Here is a 24024-nt window from a genome sequence, read left to right as displayed (position 1 = left end):
GTAAGTTTATTTGAAGTTTGTTTGAAGTTTGTTTGAAGTTTTGTTGTAATTTTTTGGTTTTTATTATAAAATTGGAGGTGAGGTGATGTTTGTGTTTAATCTTTCGGACAAGGAAATTGCGATTTCTGAGGCAATCGTTATTTCGGAAATGATTAAAGGACATTTTTCAGAGTACGACACGGATCATGTGTCGACATTTATTAAAGCGCTGTCCAATTACATCGAGAAGACATCGATAGAAACCCCTGAGACGCTGTTACAAGAGGTACGCCATTCCTTGGAGGAACATAACTATCACCGAGCCCTGCAGAGAATGTTGATTCATATGGCTAATATGGGTACATCAGAGGAAGCATGTGCAGTCCGGATGTATACGACAGGGGACATTGCGCGTTTTTTTGGAGTTAGTGTTGCTACCGTTAACAACTGGCTGAATCAAGGTAGATTTATCGGTTATGAGAAAGGTGCCCGTTTTAAGCAGGCAAGAATTCCAGAGAATGCCCTCTATTTATTGCCTACTGGTGACCGCATGACGATTAGAGAAGTTGCGGAGGTATACGAAGTGAATCAGTCCCGATTTGATCGGCAAACTGAGATAACTCCTACGGAAGAACTGGCTGAAAAGCTATCCGTTATTATTCATTACGAGAAAAAATACGGCGGCGAGTATAAGGATACCCTGGCCCTGAAGGGTGAGCTAACACTGGAAGAAGAAAGGGATGCGCACGAGTGGTCTTATCTCCTTCGTGTCATCAAATGAATCTGGTATATGGAACTGCTGCGACCGGCCTCGAATAAAACGCTGTTGGAGCAAGAATTTCGTTCCATTTATGTAAAGGTTTTATTCAAATGTATTTCTATAATTGGGTAAGTGCCTCCGGTGAAGTGTTCGCCAAATTCCATAGCGAGCCACATGATGAAGATAAGCGTTACCAGACGGTAACCGAGCCATTTCATATCCATCCTCCCAAGGAAACGACTATACATAACGCCACCCGCTATCCGAACTTCCATCATCAAGAACTGCCGGAAATCCTAGAGGCCATTTTTATCTACATGTTAGCCTCAAAGAAGATTTAAAAACGCGAAACAAGGAGCCGAAATGAACCTAAACAAGCTAAACAAGCTAAACAAGCTAAACAAGCTAAACAAACGAGTGCTCGTTGAATCTATTATAGTGCCCATGGTCATTATTATAGCTGTGGTTGGCTTCCAGGTTGTTCAGGGGCTATGGCTAACCAGAAATTACGTACCGGATATCATAAATAACTATGCATTTGTAGAATATTTAGAGACTCAAGTGGCATTTGGAACTATCGTCCGCACAGACGGGTTAACCCTAGTTTTACAGATAAGCGGTTTGCTGCTGCTGGCCATGGTATACTATGTGCTGCGAACAAAGCTGATTGGATTAAGGAAGCGCGAGAAGTGAAATATCGGTCTTTTACATCAAAAAAGAATGCGTCCCGGTCCAAGAATTTAGTGAAATAGAACCGGGACCTTTTTTGTCATGGATTAGATATGATGCTCAATTCAGCAGCAATGCATTATAAACGGTTGTGTCACCTTACATGCCGATGGCGCATGAAGATCCAGACGCCGGCTATGATGATCAATCCAGAAAATAGCTGCAAACCTGTCAGCATTTCGCCGAGAAGCACCCATGCAAGCAGGGAGGCGCAGATCGGTTCGCCCAGAATGGCCATGGAAACTGTGGTGGCATTCATGTACTTCAGCAGCCAGTTAAACAGATAGTGGCCAAACAGGGTGGACACGACGGATAAAAGGAAGAAAATTCCCCACTCTTTCGCGGGATAGCCGGTGAGCGGATACTCCATTGCCAAGTTGTAGCAGCCCAAGGAACAGGCGGCCATGAAGAACATCCAGAAATTATACGGCAGGGCAGCCAGATCCTTGCGCAGGTGCTGGGCAACCAGCATATTGATGGATATCGTCAGCGTGCCCAGCAGCGAGAGGATATCCCCGTACAGAGCTGATCCCGACAGACGGAAGTCGCCCGAGCCAATGAAGATGGAGCCGACGACCGCTATGCCCATGCCGAGCAGCAGCATCCGGTTGATTCTGTCCTTGAACAGCCAGATGGAGCCAAGCATGACGAGCACGGGCTGCAGCGTAAGGATGACCGTGGAGCTTGCTACACTCGTATATCGCAGCGAATTCATCCACAGCAGAAAATGGAGTCCTAGCAGTATGCCTGATGCGGCGAGCAGTCCCCATTGCTTCGGCTTTAGCCGCAGCATTTCATGTCTTTGCCGCCAGGCGAAAGGCAGCAGGATTAAATTGGTAATGAACAAGCGGTACATCGCAATAACGGATGCCTCCGCATTCGACCAGCGAATAAAGATGGCCGAGAAAGAAATAGCGATGATGCCGAGGATAAAGAAAACTTCATAGGCTCTCCCGGCACGTTGATGGCGAGACATGCATTTAACTCCCTTCAGAGATGCGAAAATGCTAGGTATTCGTTGGAGTCGCTAATTTTAATGAGCGTAGTTCCACAACAATCTATTATACGAGCATTTGCGAGAATGGATAGATTTTTATTGTACCGGAGCGTAAAGGTGTCCCCCGGCGGTCTGCAGTGTTAGAATGAGAATGGAAATCAAAAGGAGGAGGGAAACGAGCAATGGACGTAATAGAGGCTATTCATACGAGAAGAAGTATTGGAAAGGTCAAGCAGGACAATATTGCTGTAGAGACGATCGAGCAAATCTTGGAGGCTGGAGTCTGGGCGCCAAATCATAGACATACCGAGCCGTGGAAATTTTTCGTGCTCAGAGGCAAGGGCCGGGAGCAGCTGGGGCAGGCGCTGTCCGACATCATGCGCGAGGGGATCGAGAATCCCGATTCGCCTGAATCGCAGGAGGCGTTGGGTAAAGCCTTTGCCAAGGCTTTTCGCGCTCCCGTCATCATTGCCGCAGCCGTGACCCCTACCGATAAGCCGGGCGTGATCGAGCTGGAGGAATATGGAGCGGTATTTGCCGCTATACAGAACATGCTGCTTGCGGCGCACAGTTTAGGGCTCGGGGCAGTGTGGAGAACCGGCGAGCCTTGCTATCACCGCATCATGAACGAGGCCTTTGAACTTCGTGAGCAGGACAAAATGCTGGGCTTCATTTATCTTGGCGTTTCCGATCTGGGCGAGCTGAAAGGGAAAAGAGAGGATTTCCGCAGTAAAACCATCTGGATCGGTGAAGAAGACTAAGTGAGAGAAGCCTCCTCTTTTGGCTCTTTTGCAAACATAAAAGAACCTCAATCTCCGAAAAGATTTCTCTCGGGATTGAGGTTCTTGTTTTTACTCTTGAACTTCCTCGGGCTCAATGACTTGTTTGATGATTTCCAGCTTTCTGAAGCGGTGTGGCTCCTTCTCCAGCAGCTTAAAGATCAGCCCCTGGTGCTCGAACGTCTCGTCTTCATTCATTTCCGGATGCATGCCATACAACCAGCCCCCGATCGTATCGACATCCTCGGTATTTAGGTCGGTCATCATGATGTCATTAATCTGATTAATCGTTACCTTGCCGTCGACGACCACATGGTACTCGTCCAGATGGACAATCGGTTGTTCCTCTTCCTTATCAAATTCGTCGCGGATTTCCCCGACGATTTCTTCGAGAATATCTTCGATGGTGATCAATCCAGCCGTGCCGCCGTACTCATCGATTAATATCGCGATATGAGTACCTTCGTGCTGCATTCTTTTTAACAGCTCATTGACTGGCGTTACCTCGGATACAGCCATGACCGGCTGCAGGATCGAAGAAATTTCCAGATCGGGGTTATCCTCGTAAGCTAGGAAGAATTGCTTCGTATTAATGATACCCACGATATTATCCTTATGTCCCTCGACAACAGGAAAGCGGGTATACTGCTGCTCCTTGATGATCCCCAGGTTCTCTTCCCGGGTCTTGTCTGTATATAAGCACACCATATCGGTGCGGGGAATCATAATTTCTTTGGCTAGCATATTGTCAAAAGCAAATATACGGTTCACGTACCCGTATTCGCTTTGATTGATTTTACCGCTTTCGAAGCTTTCGTTAATAATGATCTGCAGTTCTTCCTCCGAGTGAGCTTCTTCATGCTCGCTGGCAGGCTTGATTCCAAACAGGCGTACAAGCTGAAGCGCAGATCCGTTGAGCGCCCAAATGAAAGGGTGCATAACCTTGGTGAAGATAATCAGTGGTTTTGCTGTAAGTAAAGCAACCTGCTCCGCTCTGCGGATGGCGATCGTCTTTGGAGCTAATTCCCCCACAACAACGTGAAGGTAGGTAATTACGGCAAAAGAGATGATAAATGAAATAACGCTGCTCACTGCTTCAGGTACATTTAAACTATGGAGCAGTGGGTGAAGCATCTTCTTTACTGTTGGTTCTCCTAACCAGCCAAGTCCGAGCGCTGTAATCGTAATTCCCAATTGGCAAGCCGACAAGTAACCGTCCAGATTGCTAGTCACTTGTTTGACCGATAGAGCATTCTTATTTCCTTCGGCTATCATTTGATCCACCCGACTTGCCCGTACTCTTACGATGGCAAACTCAACGGCTACGAAAAACGCTGTAAAGCCGATTAGTATGGCGACCAGCACTAAGTATAGTGCCAAAAGCCTGTCACTATCCATTCGATTCATCTACTCCTTCAAATAATAAGATATGAAATACTATCAATTATACAGCATGGTTTACTGGAAAGCTAATGAAGGACACAACTTAGTCACAAGTATATTTTGCAATAAATTTACAAAAAAACCATCGTGAGGTATTCCTTCGCATTTATCATTAAGAGGTAATTTATCAATTAAGGAGAAGGAGGAATCGATTAGGATGAGAAAAAGATGGGCAAGAAAGTGGTTGAATTGGGTAGTAGCGGGTGCGCTTGCGGCAACAATGCTGGTTGGATTTACACCTTTTGCAGGTGCAAATGCGCAGGAATATCTGCTACCGGACAGCCAGGAGCAAAGCGTTTGGGGTGCAGAGGCATTCGATCGCGCTGAGTTGGAAGCAGCAGCAGCGCCGCTTGCTGTAGCGAACGCGATTGCCAAGGGGAACAATGGGGAATTCGTACAGGTCGCCGGCTATATTGTTGGACATGCCACTGGTTCGCTGACGGCAAAGTTCCAGAGTCCTTTCGCGAATGACTACAATTTGTTGATCGCGGATAGTCCGGCTGAGCGCAGTTCGGCCAAACTGGTCGATGTACAGATTCCCGCTGGCTTCAGAGAACAGTTCGGGCTGCAAAGCAACCCGGACTTGATCGGGCAGCGTGTTAATGTAACGGGAACTCTTGCGGCTTATAACAACTTTGCTGGACTTAAGAACGTGTCTGCAATGCAACTGGCGGATGCTGGGCAGCCAAATCCGGGCGAAGAACAGCCTGAACAACCTGGACAACCCGGGGAGCCCGGACAGCCTGAACAGCCAGAACAACCCGGACAGCCCGGACAGCCCGGAGAGCCTGGGGGAGGAGCGAATCCGACACTGCCGGATGGCACGGGCAAAAGCGTGCTCTTCGACAACGCCCACGCCCAGACAGCAGGGGCTGCCGATTGGGTTATCGACGGGGCGTTCTCCGATTTTGCCGGTGGACTGCGAGCGGCGGGATTTACGGTAGAATCGCTGGAGCGCACAGCCCCTCATCAGTTCGATACTCCGGCCATTACGTACAATCGGCTTAAAGATTACGATGTCTTCGTCATTCCCGAAGCGAATATTCCTTTCAAGTCCACGGAGCAAGATGCGATCGTTCAGTACATTCAAGAGGGAGGGGCGGTATTCTTCATCGCGGACCACTATAATGCGGACCGCAACAAGAACCGCTGGGATTCCTCCGAGGTTTTCAACGGCTACCGCCGCGGCGCCTACGAGCTGCCGACCAAGGGCATGAGCGCGGAAGAAGCGTCCTCCCCGGCGATGCAGAACGTGACAAGCTCGGACTGGCTTGCCGACCATTTTGGCGTGCGCTTCCGTTATAATGCGCTTGGCGACGTGAACGCGACCGACATTGTTGCCCCGTCCCAATCGTTCGGGATCACGTCGGGCGTAAGCGCAGTCGCCATGCATGCCGGCTCGACGCTGGCGATCATCGATCCGGCGAAGGCCAAGGGGATCGTCTACGTTCCGTCCGGCGTGCCGGCATGGGGAAGCGCCGTGGACAGCGGCGTCTATAACGGCGGCGGCCGGGCTGAAGGACCGTATGCGGCTATCGCCAAGGTCGGACGCGGCAAAGCTGCGTTCATCGGCGACTCCTCGCCTGTTGAGGACGTTACGCCGAAGTACGTCCGCGAGGAGACCGGGGCGAGAAAGACGACGTATGACGGCTTTAAAGAAGTGGATGACGGGCTGTTTCTCATTCAGACCGTGAAATGGCTCGCCCACAAAGAAAACTATACTTCGTTTAGCGAAGTATCCGGACTTGTCCTCGATACGCCAACAGTGCTGCACACGGACGAGATTCCAGCGGCTACGACGGAACCGAAGCCCGAGCCTTGGTCCGCGCCGGCTGCAGGCTACAAGTGGTATGATCCGTCCACCTACAAGCCGGGCTCATATGGTTCTTCGCAGCCGCCAGCGGTCGAGCCGGTATATGCCTTTGTTCACCAATCCCAGCTGCCCAGCGCGCAGGAATTCACAATCCGCTTGACCGCTGATGGCCTGAACCCGGGGCAGACGGTAACCGGTCTTGCGGTTGGGATATATCTTAGCGGCGGCGAGCAAATCGCCCGGTTCAAAAATAGTGATGGCTCGTGGTCCTCTTACGGGTACAGCCCGAGCATTTCCCTGACGGCCAATGCCCAGGGCGAGGCATCGAAGGACCTGATCGTCCAGCTCAAGCCGAACCAGGCGGGTGCGGCGAACCTGCGCTTGAAGCAGAATAGCGCCAACGTAATCACGAAGACGGTGACGATCGCTAATGTAAGCGCGGAGCCGCTCCCTCTGGCGAATGTCCTTCCGGTTAACGAGGGGATGGTCGCAGCGCCTCGGTCGGCATTTTCCGATCGTTTACCAGGCAATACTGCGCCGCATGCTGCCTAACGTTCATACATGATCATGCGTTAACATACGTGAACAAGGATATGAACAAGGATATGAACAAGGATATCAACATGGCAAAACAAGGACAGCCCCTGTGAAGGGGCTGTCCTTGTTTTCCATCACGCTACAGGAGGCTGTCTTCTTTCCGCTTTGTGCCTGGTACGCCGTTTCGGATATGATAAGAATAGTAAGCAACAGCCAGCAGCGATCTGGCGGGGGAGCGAGAAATTAGCAAGGTAACATGGAATCTATTTTCGCCCGGATACTGTATATCGGACGAATACGCGGGAAGGATTGGAGCAGTACGTTCTAGCCCGTCGGGGCAGCGGGTGATGTGCAAATAAGTTAGTGGTGGCTATGGCAGAGGGTGCCTGCATGCGTGGCCTGTGGTTGACCACCGTCATGTAACGCCGGCCACCGCGGGCTGGGAGCTTCGCGCGGTGCGAAAGAGAATATGATCGTGATTGCAAATGCAAATGCAAATGCAAATACAAATACAAATGCAAATGCGGGAGGCGGAGTATTTGCTGGCAAGCGGAGTGCGGCGAATCGTGTTCGATAACGAGGTGAAAGCCTAAATAGCGATTGCCGTTATGGAGGAGCTGCTGTGCCAGGAATATGATGAAACTGAAGATGATAGTTATGTATCCCCAGCGATGAACGATTCATCGGCTGATCGGCACTCATAAATGAACGGTGATATAATCCCGCTCATATAGCCGCTTGAACACTTAAGTTTACGTACGATATTTTGCGATTGGAAGTCACTTAAGCGTTTAAGCTACCCATGATATATTTCGCGATTGGAGTGAATAAAATGGCGGTACAACGGGAGCACGATGTAGTCGTCGACTATGGCGACCTTGCGGTAACTGGAGGAATATCCGTCTTCGATAAACGGTTCGATGAAATGTACTATTACGGCGGAAATGACCTAGGTGCCGCGTACACGCCGGGGGAGAGCAGGTTCCGGGTCTGGGCGCCGACGGCATCGGAGGCGGAGGTTGTATTCTATGAGTCATGGAATGACGAGAAGCCTGCGCAGGTCCTGCCTATGAAGCGAGATGTTCAGGGCACCTGGCTGCTGGTCGTGGAGGGAGATCACCAGGGGCGTTACTATACGTACCGAGTCAAGATCGGGCAAGATTGGAACGAAGCAGCCGACCCTTATGCAAAGGCCGTCGGTGTAAATGGGGACCGCGCAGTTGTGATCGATTTGCAGAGCACGAACCCGGAGCGGTGGGGAGATGACCGTAAACCGCCTTTCGAGGCTGCTGTTGATGCGGTCATTTACGAGCTGCATGTCAAGGATCTGTCCAGCCACCCTCACAGCGGGATTACGCAAAAAGGAAAGTTTCTTGGACTTGCGGAGAGCGGGACCAGGGGACCGAATGGCATTTTGACAGGCTTGGATCATATTGCTGCGCTTGGCGTGACGCATGTTCAGCTTCTCCCCGTCTATGACTATGCCACCGAAAGCGTGGACGAGACGAAGCTCGATCAGCCGCAGTATAATTGGGGATATGACCCCAAGAACTACAACGTTCCCGAGGGCTCTTATGCTACCGATCCCTCTGTGCCGGGTTTACGCATAACCGAGCTGAAGCGGGCCGTTCAAGCCCTGCATGAGCGCGGGCTCCGGGTCATTATGGACGTCGTCTACAATCATGTCTACGATTGGTATTTGATCAATTTCACCAAACTTGTGCCCGGATACTATTTGCGCTACAAGGAGGATGGTACACTGTCAAACGGTTCGTTCTGCGGCAACGAATGCGCTTCGGAACGGCCGATGATGCGGAAATTTATCGTGGATTCGGTGCTGTACTGGGCAGCGGAATATCATATGGATGGCTTCCGGTTCGATCTCATGGGTTTGATGGACATCGAGACGATGAACGAGATTCGGAGGCGGCTGGATGAACTCGATCCTACGATCATCACGATTGGAGAAGGCTGGATCATGGACACGGTTCTGCCGGATGAGCAAAGAGCACATCAGAATAATGCCGCCAAGTTCCCAGGAATCGGACACTTCAACGATGATTACCGTGACGCGATTAAAGGGAGTATATTTTATTTTGCTCAGAGAGGCTTTATCAGCGGCGGTGCCGGCTACGAGGGACTCATTCGGGAGGGAATCGTCGGTGCCATTGACTATGATGGGGGTATCCGTAATTTTGGAATTGAGCCGGGCCAATCCGTAAATTACGTCGAATGTCATGATAACCATACCTTATGGGATAAAATCGTCCTTTCTGCCGCCATCGAGTCTGAAGAGCATCGCAGTGGCATGCATCGGCTGGCTTCGGCAATAATCCTTACGAGCCAGGGCATTCCCTTCCTGCATGCGGGACAGGAATTCATGAGAACAAAGAATGGGGAAGAGAACAGCTACCAGTCCCCGATAGAGGTGAACTGGCTCGACTGGGAGCGCTGCGCCGCGCGCCAAAACGATGTAGCCTATATGAGGGAGCTGATTGCCCTCCGCAAGAGCCACCCGGCGTTTCGCTTGCGTACGGCGGAGCAGATTCGCGAGCACTTGCATTTCGAGCCGGCGCCAGAGCATTGCGTAGCGTATACGCTGAGCAACCATGCGGGCGGGGATCCTGCCAAGCATATTTATGTGCTGTACAAAGGTACGGAGAAAACCATTCTGTTGAACTTGCCCGGGCTTGGAAACTGGACGATTCGCTTTGGAGGCGAGTATGTCGCCGCGTTGGAGGGCCGCAGCTTAAAGGTGCGCGGTCTCGGTATGGTTGTCCTTACGATTTGACACTACGATTTTAAGAAAATACTCACCTATTAGTCATATTGAATTGATTTGTGGCTCACCATATACTTGAGATATCTAAAATTTTTTCTAATAAATATATAAGTGGAGATGATGGGATGAAATCAATCTGTGTCTTTGCAGGCTCGAATTTAGGTGCACATGAAGACTATAAACATGCTGCCGTACAGCTTGGGCGCTATTTGGCAGAACATCAGTATCGCCTAATATATGGCGGGTCCAGAATCGGGCTGATGGGGGAAGCGGCCAATGCCGCAATGGCTGCCGGCGGAGAGGTGATCGGCGTCATGCCATCGGGATTGTTTGCAGGCGAGATGGTTCACCGGGAGCTGACCAAGCTGATCGAAGTGGACGGCATGCATGCGCGAAAGGCGAAGATGGGGGAGCTGGCTGACGGTTTCATCGCGCTGCCCGGCGGTTTTGGAACGTATGAGGAATTGTTCGAGGTGCTGTGCTGGTCGCAAATCGGCATCCACAAGAAGCCGATAGGTCTCCTGAACGTTCGCGGCTTCTACGACCCGCTGCTTCAAATGGTTGAGCATAGCATCCAAGAGGGCTTCTCCAATTCTTCACATCTGAGCTTGATCAACATCTCCCCGGACCCTGCCGAATTGTTGCAGTTGATGGAGTCTTACCAGCCGCAGGTGTTAGAGAAAAAGTGGAAGGAACTCGTATAAACAGTTCAGTCCTGATCCAGCAATGATGGCTTTTGTGGCCGGTTAATTTGTTTAACTTTGGGAGCCGCGGTTCATCCCACAATGCATTATTCATCAGCTTGCAATCTGCCGGGCTCCCTCATAATTTGTTTGAACGGATAGTTCCTGTTTCCTAAGTTTTAAAAAATAAGTTGACACTTTTGCAAAGCCCTAACTATAATGAGGATACAGCGAATGAAACCCCTTACATAATTGCGGGTTCAGGAAATGGGCCGGAATTAACAAGAGTTTGGGCTTATTTTTTAAGTGTAATGAAACCCATTACATGAAACCCATTACATTAATTTGATCATTGGGGGAAAGCTGCTAATTTAAGTTGCGGGAGGTCGTATAGATGAAAAAATGGGTAACAGCAACATTGTCTATTCTTTTGCTTGTTGGTGTATTGGCCGGATGCTCGGGCAGCAGCGCAGGGAATGCAAGCACGAATTCGCCTGCTGATGAAGGTACGAACACATCTAGTGGAAACAACGCGAAATCGAATGACAAGCCGGTTGAACTGACGATGACAATTTGGGGGTCGGAGGACGAGAAGAAAATCTATGAAGAACGCCTGGAGGTAGTGAAGGAGAAGCATCCGAACATTCAGGTGAAAGTCATGCTCGTTGCCGGAGACTATGATCAGAAGGTGCAGACGATGATCGCTGGCGGAACGCCGCCAGATATTATGATGATCGCCGAGAATTTCCAGACCTATGCCTCGAAAAATCAGATCATCCCGCTGGATGATCTCATTGCCGCCCACGGCCTAGATATGGCTGACAGATACTCGGACGATATTGCAAATCTGATGAAATACGAAGGCAAGCAGTACGGGCTAACCGATCGGGCTGGTGCGATGGTACTGTTCTATAACAAGGATTTGTTCGATGCGGCGGGAGTGGATTATCCAACTAAGGATTGGACACAGCAAGACCTGATGGACGCGGCCAAGCGCTTAACCGTGAAAAATAATGGCAAAACGGAGCAATGGGGTTATTATCCTGGCAGCTGGTGGCCGCAATGGATGCAGCTCGTTTATCAGAACGGCGGCTCGCTCTTTGACGATAACAACAAGCCGACCTTCGATACTCCCGAAGTAAGAAACGCGCTCCAGTTTCTTAACGAGCTCACCTTTACGCACGGTGCCGGGCCAACGCCTTCGGAAATTGCCGACCTGGGCAATGTCGGGCCAGACCCGCTGTTCGCTCAAGGGAAGATTGCGATGGAAACGACAGGTTTCTGGAATATCGCCTCCTTGTCCAAAGTGGAAGGCATCAACTGGGATATTGCGCCGATTTGGGGAGTGACGAATGCGTTCTTTAACGGCTTAACCATTACGAAAACATCCAAGCATCCGGAGGAAGCCTTCAAAGTTATCGAAGCACTTACAACGCTGGAGGCGCAAATGCCGATCGTAAAGCACGGCCAGGATGCTCCTGCGACAAAAGCGGCGTTGACAAGCGAGGAGTTCCTGAATGCCGAGTATGGGGGCAAGAAGATCAACATGGCGGCGTTTAGCGAGTCCCGCATTTATGACCAGCCGCTGAATCCGAAGTGGAATGAAATGATGAAAGTGATCGACGATAAACTGGGCGTTTATTTTAACAATAAAAGCTCCCTGGACGAGACGGTCACCCAAATTCAAAAAGGCCTCGACAATCTTTACAAGTAAATTTACAAGAAAAATAGTGTTCGTTCGATGTAAACCTGGCGATAGAAGGGGATAGGCAGCCAGCCCATCTCGTTCCCTTCTATCCACAGGTATCGACGGGAGGAGTCCGCATGAGAAATAAGGAAGGGGCATGGTTTTATTTTTTTATTTCACCATGGTTAGCCGGGTTTGCCTTGTTGACGTTAGGGCCCATTCTGTTCTCCATATATATGAGCTTTACGGATTGGGATTTGTTCCAGACGCCGCATTTTATCGGGTTCGACAACTATCAACAATTGCTGACAGAAGACCCGATTTTCTGGAAATCCGTGTTTAACACATTTTATTACGCGCTGATCGCCGTCCCTCTTGGTATGGCCATTTCACTATGGATTGCTTACTACTTGAATAAAAAGCTGAAGGGAATTACCTTTTTCCGCGTTCTGTTCTACCTGCCTTCAGTCGTTCCCGTGGTCGCGTCCTCCCTGCTGTTCATCCATTTGTTTGCTCCAAGCGCAGGGCTTATTAACAAGACGCTCCAAGTTTTTGGCATCATCGGGCCGGCCTGGCTGCTGGACGCCAACTGGGTGAAGCCAGCCCTAATCATTATGTCGTTATGGGGCGTAGGCGGCGGTATCGTCCTGCTGCTCGCCGGAATGAAGGGAATCCCTGCCGAATTTTACGAGGCGGCCGCGATTGATGGGGCCAGCTCGAAACAGGCCTTTTTTCGCATAACTTTTCCTATGCTGACGCCGGTCATCTTTTTTAATCTCGTTACCGGTATTATCGGGGCGCTCCAAACCTTTGCGCAGGTGTTCATCGTGACCGAAGGCGGGCCGGACAATGCGAGCCAAATGATCGTGCCGTACTTGTTCCAGAACGCATTTCGCTTCTACAAGATGGGTTATGCATCATCGATCGCCTGGGTGCTGTTCATTATCATTTTGGCACTAACACTCGTCGTATTTCGTTCGTCAGCGCTGTGGGTGCATTATGAGGAGGGGAAAAACGCATGAGCAAAATGGCTTTGTCAGAAAAATTGACGTCTTACACCGTTCTGCTGGCGGTAGGCATTTTGTTGGGCGCTCCTTTCCTTTATATGATCTCTATTGCACTGGCCAGCGATGCTACGACCGTGCAGTCCGCGTTTACCTTTTTGCCTGGAGAATGGGTATGGGAGAACTTCATTAAAGTATTTACGAACAACAACCTCGGACTGTATTTAAAAAACAGCTTGATCATTACGAGCTGGACTATTGTCGGCTCGGTGTTCTCGGCTTCGTTCGTAGCCTATGGCTTCGCTCGTCTGAAGGCGCCGGGCAGCGGGGTGCTTTTCCTCGTACTGCTCAGCACGATGATGATTCCCGGGGAGATCACGATGATTCCGCAGTTTATTTTGTTCCGCAAGCTGGGGTGGGTGAACACGTTTTATCCGCTAATTGTACCGAGTTTTTTTGCCGGGGCGTTCAATGTGTTTCTGATTCGCCAGTTCGTCATGGCGATCCCCAGGTCGCTGGATGAAGCCGCCAAAATCGACGGCATGGGACATCTCGGAATCTATTCCAAAATCATTCTGCCGATGACGTACCCGATTCTAGCGGCCATTGCAATTTTCTCCTTCTCGTGGAACTGGGGCAACTTCATGGGCCCGCTGATCTATATTAACGATTCCGCCAAAATGCCGCTGGCGCTCGGCGTACAGCTGATTAGCACCGTCAGCGGAGGGCAGATGCCGCCGTGGAACATCGTGATGGTGGCTTCGCTTTTCTTGACGATTCCGATGATTCTGATCTACTTGATCGGCCAGCGCTTCGTGTACGAGGCCAACATTAGCGGGGGCAGCAGCGCCATAAAATAATAGAAGCAAGAAGTCTCTGAAGTTCGCAAGCCAGGCAGATCGGGAGAACGAGAATCCGGCAGGAACTGCAGCTATTGCTGTACGACTGTACGACTGTACGACAATTTAAATGACGGTAATGTGGTGAAAATATGAGCGGAAAAGTAAAGCTTATTATGGCGGCGGTACTATGTTTGGGTATTGTATGTACGGGTATTGCCGCCCTGGGAGGTATTGTCTTGAAGGAAGCAGTGCACAAGAACAGTTTTCCGTCTTTATCCGAACAGGATGTAACGGAAGCTGTGAAGCTCCAATTGGAGGAAGCTTACGAAGGCTTCGAAGGCTGGGGAACCTCCATTGCTTGGTGGGGCCATGCCCTTGGAGGCTGGGAAGATCAGGAGAAGGTACGGCAGGTCATGGATATGCTGTTTGACCGGGAGAAGGGCATCGGCCTGAATATCGTCCGCTATAACATTGGGGGCGGCGAGAAGCCAGGCGAGCATACGCTCAGACCCGGTGGAGACGTTCCGGGCTTTCAGCCGGAAGCCGGCTTATGGGACTGGGAGGCCGATGCCAATCAGCGTTATATTTTGCAGGAGTCGCTAAGAAGGGGCGTTACAATCGCGGAAGCGTTCTCGAATTCGCCGCCCTACTGGATGACGGTTAGCGGCTCAGTTAGCGGTGCTGAAGATCGCGGCAACAATTTGCGGGACGATCAATATGACGCTTTTGCGGATTATTTGACGGAGGTGGTCAGGCATTTTCGCGATGAATGGGGCATAACGTTCCGCACACTGGACCCGCTTAACGAGCCATCCTCTAATTGGTGGCGCAAGGGCAACATTCAGGAAGGCTGTTATTTCGACCTGGGCAAACAGGGAGAGATCATCCGCAAAGTTGCCGCCTCGCTGGAACAGAAAGGCTTGAACGGTACAGTCGTAAGCGCGAACGACGACAACAGCATTGATGAGACGCTGGAGGCGCTGCATGCGTACGATGCCGCGACGCTGGAGGCTATCGGCCAGATCAATACCCACTCCTATAACGGGAGCCGGATGGAGGAACTGAGGGCTTTCGCGCAGGGCAGCGGTAAGCGGCTCTGGATGTCCGAGTACGGTACGGGCGGCTCGGCGCCGCACCATCACGAGGATATGACCAGCGTGATGGAGCTGGCCCAGCGGATCATGTTCGATTTGAAGATGATGAAGCCAGCGGCCTGGATATATTGGCAGGCGGTTGAAGATGAGGGAGCGGACAACAACTGGGGATTCATTCATGCTAATTTTACCGGAGAAGAAAGCTATGAACTGACCAAGCAATATTATGCCATGGCCCAGTTCAGCAAGTTCATCGCGCCGGGCAGCCGGATCATTCCAGCTGATGATGGCCGGGTGCTGGCCGCATACGATGCTGCCGCCGGGCAGTTGACCGTCGTTGTGCGCAATGAACTGTCGGACCGGAAGGTAACCGTCGACCTTTCTCCGTTCACTTATGATGCGGGTGCGGCCCAGGTAGAGGCTTACCGGACTTCCGGCCAGCACAATCTTGAACCGGCTGCGGAGCTTGTAGAGCTGTTCACGAATGGGGTTACGGTACCTGTGGATTCGGAGTCGATTGTGACAGTGGTTATATCGGGAGTTGCGCCGGTGGCAGAGTAAACTGTGAACGCGGTGAAATATAACGGGAGTTATGAACACGGCAACGGAGAAAAAATAGAGAAAGAAGGTTTGGAGATGAGCGGAAATCTATTGTTGCAGGATGGAGTTAGCTATGACAAGCACAGTTTTATACTAAATGGCAGGCGTACCTTTTTGAACAGCGCGGCTATACATTATTTTCGGATGCCGAAAGAGGAATGGCGCGGCGTATTATGGAGAGCCAAACAGGCTGGCATGAACTGTGTAGACACCTATTTTGCCTGGAACGTGCATGAGCCGCAGGAAGGGCAGTGGAATTTTAGCGGCGATCAGGACTGCGGCGCCTTTCTCGATCTGTGCGCTGAGCTCGGCCTGTGGGTAATCGCCCGGCCTGGCCCTTACATATGCGCGGAATGGGATTTTGGCGGATTTCCATGGTGGCTGCGGCAAAAGGAAGGGATTCGTTACAGGGCTAACGATGCGACATTTTTGAAATACGTCGACCTGTACTTTGACCGGATCATTCCAATCATTCGCGAGCGCCAGCATTCGCAAGGAGGGAACGTCATTCTCGTGCAAGTGGAGAACGAATACGGTTATCTTCATGATGACGAGGCTGCACGTGATTATATGGCGCATCTTCGCGACGGACTGATCTCCAGAGGGATCGATGTTCCGCTGATTACGTGCGTCGGCGGAGTGGAAGGGACGATTGAAGGCGCGAACTTCTGGTCCCACGCGGACGACCATTATGCCAAGCTTGCCGCGAAACAGCCGGAGCTGCCGAAGATCGTGACGGAATTTTGGACGGGATGGTTCGAGCACTGGGGAGCGCCAGCCGCTACGCAGAAGACGGCCGACCTGTACGAGCGAAGGCAGATGGAAGCACTCAGGGCCGGGTTTACCGGGATCAGCCACTATATGTTTTTCGGCGGCACTAATTTTGGCAGCTACGGAGGGCGAACGGTAGGGAGCAGCGATATATTTATGGTCACCTCCTATGACTACGACGCTCCCTTGAACGAATACGGCCGTATAACGGAGAAGTATCTTGCTGCCAAGAGAGTATCTTTATTTACGCAGGCGCTCAATGACTTTTTGCTGGAATCTGCAGAACTGCCAGTCCATGAAGTCCGGGCGACAGAGGGGCTGCGAATCCGCGGACGGCAGAGAGGATGCGAAAAGCTGTGGTTTGCAGAAAGCCTGCGGGAGGAAAGGGAGATTTTCCATGTGTCGCTGGGGGAGGGACGGACTCTCCCCGTAACGGCCAAACCAGGGCAGATTGTGCCGATTCTCGATCGGATCGAACTTTGGAAAGGCCTTCGTTTGACTTGCAACACCTATATTGCCGGGAACGAGGAAGTGGGCTCTGTCCATACGGTGATCATTAGTGCCGACAATGGCCAGCGCTCATATGTGGAACTGGAAGCGGACGCCGACGTTGAGTGCAGTCACGAAATAGATATCCGCTATGAAATAAGCCAAGACCGCAAGCGCATTACATTTGATTTCTTTCACTTTGAAGAGCCTCAAATTATTCAACTTTCGATAGGCGGTAAGTGGCTCCGTATCGTCGTGCTGAATCGGACGCTTAGCGATCAAGCCTGGCGAATGGAAGGAGCAGCGGTTCGCTGGGCGATCGGTTATAAGGAGGTAGATGTTGACGGTAAGGGCAAAACAATGGCGGTGCGCGGCTCCCGGCATGTTAAGCCTCTGCTGCTTGGACAATGGGAAACTCAAGGCGGGACGCCGATTAAGAGGGACGAGCTTCGAGTCGCCGAAAATTCTGAGTTCATGCAAGCCGGACGTTTCAGACTGGAAACGCCCGAGTTGACCGCCTGGCAGGCGGCTTCCCTTGATCTGAATTCCCTAGAAGGAAAACGGGTGGACAGGCCGCTAGCCTTCTCTGAATTCGGCCAGCCGTTCGGCTATCTTATCTATGAATGCCGGATCGAGAGCGACCGGGAGCAGACTAGCGAATTGATATTCCCTTCTATTCAAGATACGGCGCGAGTATTTCTGAACGGCAGGCAGCAAACGCTAATTACTCAGGTAGGGGCATCGGGGGCCAGCCTGCAATTGCCGCAAGGCGTCAGCAAGCTGCAAATTCTGGTTCAGCATATGGGCAGCCTGAATTTTTCACCCTTCCTGGGAGAGATGAAGGGGATTTCCGGACCGGCATATTTGGGCGGTACTAAGCAGGATCTTCGCCGGGAATGGCGTTTGCTTTCCGCTCCAGAATTCAGCTTCTCTGGCGCTGATACCGGCACCGACGCAGTCACTAGCGTAGACGCTGCCACTAGTCCAAGCGCTGACGACAGCACTGGTTCTGGCGCTGACACTAGTAAACATGTAGGCCCTGGCTCGACCCTAATCCATTTGAATGAAGTAACGGGTGGGGGAGATCAGCCGAATCTTATGCGAACGTTCGATCAGGGCGATTACGATCAGGCGGTTCTTGTCGGGGCGATTGGCGGGAACCTGCGCATAAACGGACGGGAGGTGGAAATGCCGGAGTATCAGGAATGGTTCTCCTTTCATACGGTCGACATTTCTGATTATGTCATAAACGGGGTGAACACGATCGAAATGACCGTAGGGCAAACACCCTTGGATCGGCTTGAACTGCTGTCATACGATTCAACCGCAGTGCTACGCGATTGGTCCATGACAGGGATAAGATCACCGGAGAAATTTCAGGCATACGAAGAGCGGAACAGCCGGCAGGGGCCGGCGTGGTACCAGACAACGTTCAGTAAGCCCATCGTACCGGATGACCGGAAGCCAAGGCTTAAGCTGCGAATGACCGGAATGAGCAAAGGTGCGATTTGGCTAAATGGCATAAATATTGGCCGATATTGGCAAATTGGTCCTCAAGAGGACTATAAGCTGCCGATGGCCTGGCTTCGAGAGGTGAATGAGCTCGTTATTTTCGACGAAGAAGGCAAATCTCCTTCAACTGTCCATTTGCTTTATGACGAGCAGTCTGAGGAAAATTGGCACATTTTGCCATAAGGGAAATGATGCGCAAGACAAATAAGCGATGCACGTATTGAATGTAACCCATTTCATTGAAGATTTTGTTTTGCTATAATACTAGCTAGCAATCACATCGTTTGCAGGAAAGGATCTAATGGAATGAAAGAGGTTACCGTATATGATATCGCGAAGGAAGCCAAGGTTTCCGTAGCTACCGTTTCCCGGGTGCTTAACGGAACCGCTCCGGTCAGGGACTCTACCAGAGCAAGAATCGAAGCCATTATCCAGAAGCATCAATTCCAGCCGAACGCATTAGCCAGAAGCTTGATCAAGAAAGAGACAGGTATTATCGGAGTCATCCTTCCGGATATTACGAACCCTTTCTTTCCCGAGGTTTTTTCCGGCGCGGAGCAGGAAGCGCAGAAGACAGGGCATAATTTTTTCCTTTGCAATACCATGGGCAATTACGCCAAAGAGTCCGAATTTTTGACCATTATGCAGGAGAAGCGGGTGGATGGCATCCTGTTCATGGGCGGTCGCATCAACCTCAAGGAGTGCGATCCGCTTCTCGTACGGGAAATGGTGGAGCACGCCAATAAAATTCCGCTCGTGCTCATTAATGGCAGCCTGAAGAACGCCGATTTGACGCGGGTCGTGACCGATGAATATGCCGGAGCCGTCAGCGCTGTCAAGCATCTGATCGAGCTGGGGCACCGGGATATCGGGTTCATTGGCGGAGAGAATCATATGAGCACGACCTCCGTCAAAATCCGTGCATTTCGCAAGACGCTCCGGGATGCAGGGCTCGCTGTCCGGGAGGAGTGGATTCTGCCGGACAGCTTCTCTGTCGATTCGGGGCGCCAGCAGATGGAAAATCTGCTGAAGCTGTCCGCGAAGCCGACGGCGGTGATGTGCGTCAATGACTTCACGGCCATCGGGGCGATCAAGACAGCCATTGAGCATGGTCTGAAGATTCCGGACGATCTGTCGATCGTCGGCTTCGATGACATCCCGCTAGCGCATCATGTCATCCCGGAATTAACGACCGTATCACAGCAAGCCAACGAACTGGGACGGGCGGCCGTTCAAGTGCTGCGGCAGCTGATGAACAAGGAGAAGGTGAAGAAGCGAACCTCCCTGGAGCCGCAGTTGATCGTCAGGCAGAGCACGGCTCAGCCGCAGTAGTCCTTATGTTCCGATACCGGTAAACACATCAAAAAGGGGTGTCCAGAAAGTCAGTAAAAACTGACTTTTTTTGGACAACCCTTTAATCTTCAGAGGATGGTTCGGGGGTTAGCGGAATTTGGCTGAGCTGAACTCGTGGGACTGTTCACCGTCAACGGACAGGAGATCCGCTATTTGTTGAAATAGACCCTCTTTCACTATGCTTACGGACCCTGGTTCCGTTATTTGAGCAAATTGATTTTAGACTAAATGGTGGACACAGCTTAAGGAACGACCTTGTATAATAGACATAACAAAAAAGGTCGAGGTGTGTATCATGAGTCAACATCGTGAGAGCTATGATAAAGAGTTCAAGAAAAAAACAATTGAACACATGGAAAAGGAGGGCAAGAAACCCATCGAGATTTCACGGGAGTTAGGAATTCCGAAAAGTACCTTAACCCGCTGGATCAAGCAATATGGCACAGGTGCAATACAGGAACAGTCTCAAGTGTTCGTGGACTATGAGCGACTGAAGAAACTAGAGCAGCAGAACCGTGAACTGCAGGAAGAAAATGAAATTCTAAAAAAGGCGATGCACTTCTTCACGAAAGACCGGCACTGATTTATTCGTTTATTTATAAGCACCGCTCCCAGTACCGTGTTGAGAAGATGTGCTCCGTCATGAAAGTATCCCGGAGCGGCTATTACAAATGGGTCAACCGCAAGCCCAGCAAACGAGAGCAGCGTAGAAAGTGGCTGAAAACACGTATCCAACACCACTTCTACCGATTGCAGAAGCGACCAGGCAGCCCTGTTATAACCGCAGTCCTAAGAGACGAAGACGGTTGTAATGTATCCTCCAAGACGGTAAGTCGTCTTATGAAGGAAATGGGCTTAAAATCGATTACCGTACGAAAGTATAAGGCAACTACCAACTCTAAACACAACATGCCAGTTCACGACAATGTACTGGATCGGCAGTTTAAGGTGAGCGCTCCTAACAAGGTCTGGGTGACGGATATTACCTACGTTGCAACAAATGAGGGGTGGTTATATCTGGCCAGCGTAATGGACTTATATTCGCGTAAAATCGTTGGCTGGTCTACGGGAGCGCGCATGACAAGAGAACTTGTGGTTGATGCCTTGGATCAAGCCTATAAGCGCCAGAAGCCGGCTACAGGTTTAATTCATCATTCCGACCGTGGTTCCCAGTATGCATCCGAAGTATATCAAAAGAAACTAGAAGCCTACGGGATGAAAGGCAGTATGAGTCGTAAAGGCAACTGCTATGACAATGCATGCATAGAGTCGTTTCACAGCACCCTGAAAAAAGAGTTGGTGTATCAAACAAAATTTAGGACACGTGAACAGGCGACGAACGAGCTCTATAGTTATATTGAGTTTTACTATAACCGCGTGCGCCCTCACTCTACATTGGGGTATAAAACACCCCATCGATTTGAGCAAATGTACCATCAAAAACTGTCCGCGTAATTGTAATGTTCCTTGCTTCTGTGTCCACTTTCTTGACAGAAGTACAAATTGACTCCAATAAACAGGCTTTTGGGATCAATAGCGGAACGTAGGTCCGTTAGCCCTCCCAATTCCTCATTATTTCACAAATAGCGTCCCCTGTGTCTGCTAGATTCGCATATGCCCAGCCAGTTGCCCAGCCAGTCACCTAATCCACCCAATCCACCCAATCCACCCAATCCACCCAATCCACCCAATCCACCCAAGCCACACAGCCGCCAACCAATACCCCACACCAGCATAAGCAGATGTATGCAAAAGTCATACGGAAAAACGAAGTGTTTTCCGTATGACTTTAATTTAAGGGACTTATTGGACATCCCCTTTTGCCTGATGATTAAATGTTCACAGAGGATCTAGCGTACTGCACTTCGCCCAGGCCGCTGATCGTGTAGCTCCGGTCGTAAATGACGATCGCTGCCGGCGTCTCGGTTTCGTTGGTGACCGTGATGCTGTCTTCGGTTACACTGACGTTCAGGCGGGCTCCCCGGAACATGACCTTGAACGAGAAGGCGGTCCAATGGGAAGGGACGAATGGATGCAACTGCAGCGCTCCGTCTTTGACCTTCAAGCCGCCAAAGCCTTGAACGACGGACATCCAGGTACCAGCCATGCTCGTGATATGCAGGCCGTCCTCGGTATCGTTATTGTAATTGTCGAGATCCAGGCGCGCGGTGCGCAGGTACATCTCGTACGCCTTCTCCTGATAGCCCAGTTCGCAAGCGATGATCGCGTGGAGGCATGGCGACAGGGAGGACTCATGCACCGTCAGCGGCTCATAGAAATCGAAGTTGCGTTTTTTGGTTTCCAGGTCGAACTCGTCGCCCAGGAAGTAAATTCCTTGAAGCACGTCGGCCTGTTTGATGAAGCAGGAGCGGAGAATCCGGTCCCAGGACCAGTTCTGGTTCAGCGGCAGGTGCTCGGCCTTCAGGTCTTTGACCGGCATAAGGTCCTTATCAAGGAAGCCGTCCTGCTGCAGGAAAACGCCGCGCTCTTCATCGTACGGATAGTACATATTGCCGATAATATCGTTCCACTTGGCGATCTCCTCGTCCTTCAGCTCGAGCTTGCCGATGAGCTCCGCATAACGGGCCTGCTCATGCTCCTTCAGGTAGCTCATGACTTCCTGCGTATATTCCAGCGTCCAGACGGCGATCCGGTTCGTATACCAGTTGTTGTTGACGTTGTTCTCGTATTCGTTTGGCCCCGTAACGCCAAGCATGACGTACTTGCCTTTGTCCTTGGAGAAATTGACGCGCTCTTCCCAGAAGCGGGAAATTTCCACGAGCACCTCCAGGCCGTATTGGCCAAGATATGATTTATCCCCGGTATAGTTGACGTAGTTGTAGATTGCGTATGCGATAGCCCCGTTGCGGTGGATTTCCTCGAACGTAATTTCCCATTCGTTATGGCATTCTTCGCCATTCATTGTCACCATCGGATAGAGGGCGCCTTTGGTAAAGCCTAGCTTCCCGGCATTCTCCTTCGCCTTCTCCAGATGCTTGTAGCGGTAAATCAGCAGGTTGCGGGCAATGCTGGAGTCCGCGGTGCTGAGATAGAACGGCAGACAGTAAGCTTCCGTGTCCCAATAGGTGCTGCCGCCGTATTTTTCGCCCGTAAAGCCTTTTGGTCCGATATTCAGTCGGTCGTCATCTCCAGTATAGGTCTGATTCAATTGAAAAATATTGAAGCGAATCGCCTGCTGTGCGGACTCGTCGCCTTCGATAATAATGTCGCTTTCGCTCCATTTCGCAGCCCAGGCATCGACCTGTTCACGAAGCAGCGTGTCGAACCCGGCCTCTTTCGCCGCGGTCAGTGATTTCGTACCGGCCTCAACCAGTTGGCCTAAACCATGGTTGCGGGAAGTAACATTTGCTACATATTTGTACAGGGTTACCTGTTTACCGGCGGCTGCCTCGACAGCCACTTCACTGGAGACGAATTTGTCGCGCTCGTTCAGGGACGGGGTGAGATCCAGTTTGCTTCCGTCTTTGAAGACATCGAAAGCCATCACCGAGGTGACATGGAAATCAAGCTTCTTCGTCTTCAGCGTCAGGTAGGAGATGTCCGCCGCCGCCGCTTTTTCTACTTCCAGCCAGAACTTCTCGTCATAGTTTGAGTCTTTATTTTGCACATCCCCGTCCAGGTAAGGAACGAGGCGGATCGTACCGCTGAAGTTCAGCGGTGTAACCGCATAGCGGATCGCGCCGATTTCATGGCGGGCCATGCTGACGAAACGCAGCGCCTCTACCTGAACTTGCTTGCCGTCCTCAAGCTCCGCCTTGAAGCGGCGGGACAAGGTGCCTTCCTTCATGTTCAATTCGCGAACGAAGTCGCTGACTTTGCATGTGGCAAGGTCGAGTTCGATGCCATCAAGGAATACATTGACTCCGATCCAGTTCGTGCTGTTCAGCACTTTTGCGAAATATTCGGGATATCCATTCTTCCACCAGCCGACGCGCGTTTTGTCCGGGTAATAGACCCCGGCCATATAGCTGCCCTGCAGGGACGAACCGGTGTACTTCTCCTCGAAATTGGCGCGCTGGCCCATAAATCCGTTTCCGATGCTAAATATGCTTTCGGATATTTCATGCGTTGACGGGTCGAAGGATTCTTCGATGATCGACCATTCATTGATTTTCAGATATTGTCTCAAGTTAACCAGACTCCTTTAAT

General features: G+C 50.9%; 16 protein-coding genes and 1 pseudogene. 13 read left to right on the top strand and 4 right to left on the bottom strand.

Annotation, left to right across the window (positions count from 1 at the left end; genetic code table 11):
- The first annotated feature begins 85 nt into the window (after nucleotides 1-85).
- Nucleotides 86-760 carry a helix-turn-helix domain-containing protein gene (locus G358_RS0101580; RefSeq protein ID WP_019635449.1) on the top strand — a complete coding sequence of 225 codons (675 nt, stop codon included), beginning with the start codon at nucleotides 86-88 and terminating at the stop codon, nucleotides 758-760.
- A 68-nt stretch (nucleotides 761-828) separates the two neighbouring features.
- Here G358_RS0101580 and G358_RS34690 read toward each other — a convergent pair whose 3' ends face one another.
- Nucleotides 829-957 carry a hypothetical protein gene (locus G358_RS34690; protein ID WP_019635448.1) on the bottom strand — a complete coding sequence of 43 codons (129 nt, stop codon included), beginning with the start codon at nucleotides 955-957 and terminating at the stop codon, nucleotides 829-831.
- Between the two features lie 145 nt (nucleotides 958-1102).
- Here G358_RS34690 and G358_RS34460 point away from each other — a divergent pair, with 145 nt between their 5' ends.
- On the top strand, nucleotides 1103-1432 hold the full coding sequence (locus G358_RS34460; RefSeq protein ID WP_019635447.1) for a hypothetical protein: 330 nt from the start codon (nucleotides 1103-1105) through the stop codon (nucleotides 1430-1432).
- Nucleotides 1433-1562: 130 nt separating this feature from the next.
- On the opposite strand, the gene G358_RS0101565 is transcribed toward G358_RS34460, so the two are convergent.
- Nucleotides 1563-2444, bottom strand: coding sequence for a DMT family transporter (locus G358_RS0101565; RefSeq protein ID WP_019635446.1), 882 nt, complete (start codon nucleotides 2442-2444; stop codon nucleotides 1563-1565).
- A gap of 203 nt (nucleotides 2445-2647) precedes the next feature.
- Between G358_RS0101565 and G358_RS0101560 the strand changes: the two genes are divergently transcribed.
- Complete coding sequence (locus tag G358_RS0101560; protein ID WP_019635445.1) at nucleotides 2648-3226, top strand: nitroreductase family protein; 579 nt, start codon at nucleotides 2648-2650, stop codon at nucleotides 3224-3226.
- Between the two features lie 90 nt (nucleotides 3227-3316).
- Here G358_RS0101560 and G358_RS0101555 read toward each other — a convergent pair whose 3' ends face one another.
- On the bottom strand, nucleotides 3317-4642 hold the full coding sequence (locus G358_RS0101555) for a hemolysin family protein (RefSeq protein ID WP_019635444.1): 1326 nt from the start codon (nucleotides 4640-4642) through the stop codon (nucleotides 3317-3319).
- Nucleotides 4643-4844: 202 nt separating this feature from the next.
- Between G358_RS0101555 and G358_RS0101550 the strand changes: the two genes are divergently transcribed.
- The 10 genes and pseudogenes from G358_RS0101550 (at nucleotide 4845) to G358_RS0101495 (ending at nucleotide 21309) form a co-directional block, all read left to right on the top strand.
- Entirely contained in the window at nucleotides 4845-7052 is a 2208-nt protein-coding gene (locus tag G358_RS0101550; RefSeq protein ID WP_019635443.1) for a DUF6359 domain-containing protein, read from the top strand.
- An 817-nt stretch (nucleotides 7053-7869) separates the two neighbouring features.
- Nucleotides 7870-9828 carry a type I pullulanase gene (gene pulA, locus G358_RS0101540; protein ID WP_019635441.1) on the top strand — a complete coding sequence of 653 codons (1959 nt, stop codon included), beginning with the start codon at nucleotides 7870-7872 and terminating at the stop codon, nucleotides 9826-9828.
- A gap of 116 nt (nucleotides 9829-9944) precedes the next feature.
- Nucleotides 9945-10523: an LOG family protein gene (locus tag G358_RS0101535; RefSeq protein WP_019635440.1), complete on the top strand. Its 579-nt coding sequence runs from the start codon at nucleotides 9945-9947 to the stop codon at nucleotides 10521-10523.
- Between the two features lie 373 nt (nucleotides 10524-10896).
- Nucleotides 10897-12216, top strand: a complete 1320-nt coding sequence (locus tag G358_RS0101530) for an ABC transporter substrate-binding protein (RefSeq protein WP_019635439.1) — start codon at nucleotides 10897-10899, stop codon at nucleotides 12214-12216.
- A 110-nt stretch (nucleotides 12217-12326) separates the two neighbouring features.
- On the top strand, nucleotides 12327-13211 hold the full coding sequence (locus G358_RS0101525; RefSeq protein ID WP_019635438.1) for a carbohydrate ABC transporter permease: 885 nt from the start codon (nucleotides 12327-12329) through the stop codon (nucleotides 13209-13211).
- Nucleotides 13208-14053, top strand: coding sequence for a carbohydrate ABC transporter permease (locus tag G358_RS0101520; RefSeq protein WP_019635437.1), 846 nt, complete (start codon nucleotides 13208-13210; stop codon nucleotides 14051-14053). Before G358_RS0101525 ends, G358_RS0101520 begins: the two co-directional genes overlap by 4 nt.
- A gap of 131 nt (nucleotides 14054-14184) precedes the next feature.
- Complete coding sequence (locus G358_RS0101515) at nucleotides 14185-15690, top strand: glycoside hydrolase family 30 protein (RefSeq protein WP_019635436.1); 1506 nt, start codon at nucleotides 14185-14187, stop codon at nucleotides 15688-15690.
- A gap of 3 nt (nucleotides 15691-15693) precedes the next feature.
- Nucleotides 15694-18684, top strand: a complete 2991-nt coding sequence (locus G358_RS0101510) for a beta-galactosidase (RefSeq protein WP_019635435.1) — start codon at nucleotides 15694-15696, stop codon at nucleotides 18682-18684.
- 123 nt (nucleotides 18685-18807) lie between these two features.
- A complete protein-coding gene (locus tag G358_RS0101505; RefSeq protein ID WP_019635434.1) occupies nucleotides 18808-19833 on the top strand; it encodes a LacI family DNA-binding transcriptional regulator in 1026 nt (341 codons plus the stop codon).
- A 316-nt stretch (nucleotides 19834-20149) separates the two neighbouring features.
- Nucleotides 20150-21309, top strand: a pseudogene (locus G358_RS0101495) (IS3 family transposase).
- Between the two features lie 376 nt (nucleotides 21310-21685).
- On the opposite strand, the gene G358_RS0101490 reads toward G358_RS0101495, so the two are convergent.
- The gene (locus tag G358_RS0101490) at nucleotides 21686-24004 is read right to left on the bottom strand and encodes a glycoside hydrolase family 65 protein (protein ID WP_019635431.1); all 2319 of its coding nucleotides are present in this window, start codon (nucleotides 24002-24004) and stop codon (nucleotides 21686-21688) included.
- Nucleotides 24005-24024: the final 20 nt, after the last annotated feature.

The sequence above is a fragment of the Paenibacillus fonticola DSM 21315 genome (assembly GCF_000381905.1).
GTDB lineage: Bacteria > Bacillota > Bacilli > Paenibacillales > Paenibacillaceae > Fontibacillus > Fontibacillus fonticola.
The sequence above is the reverse complement of the archived record's forward strand: the minus strand, read 5'-3'. Positions and strand labels throughout refer to the sequence as shown.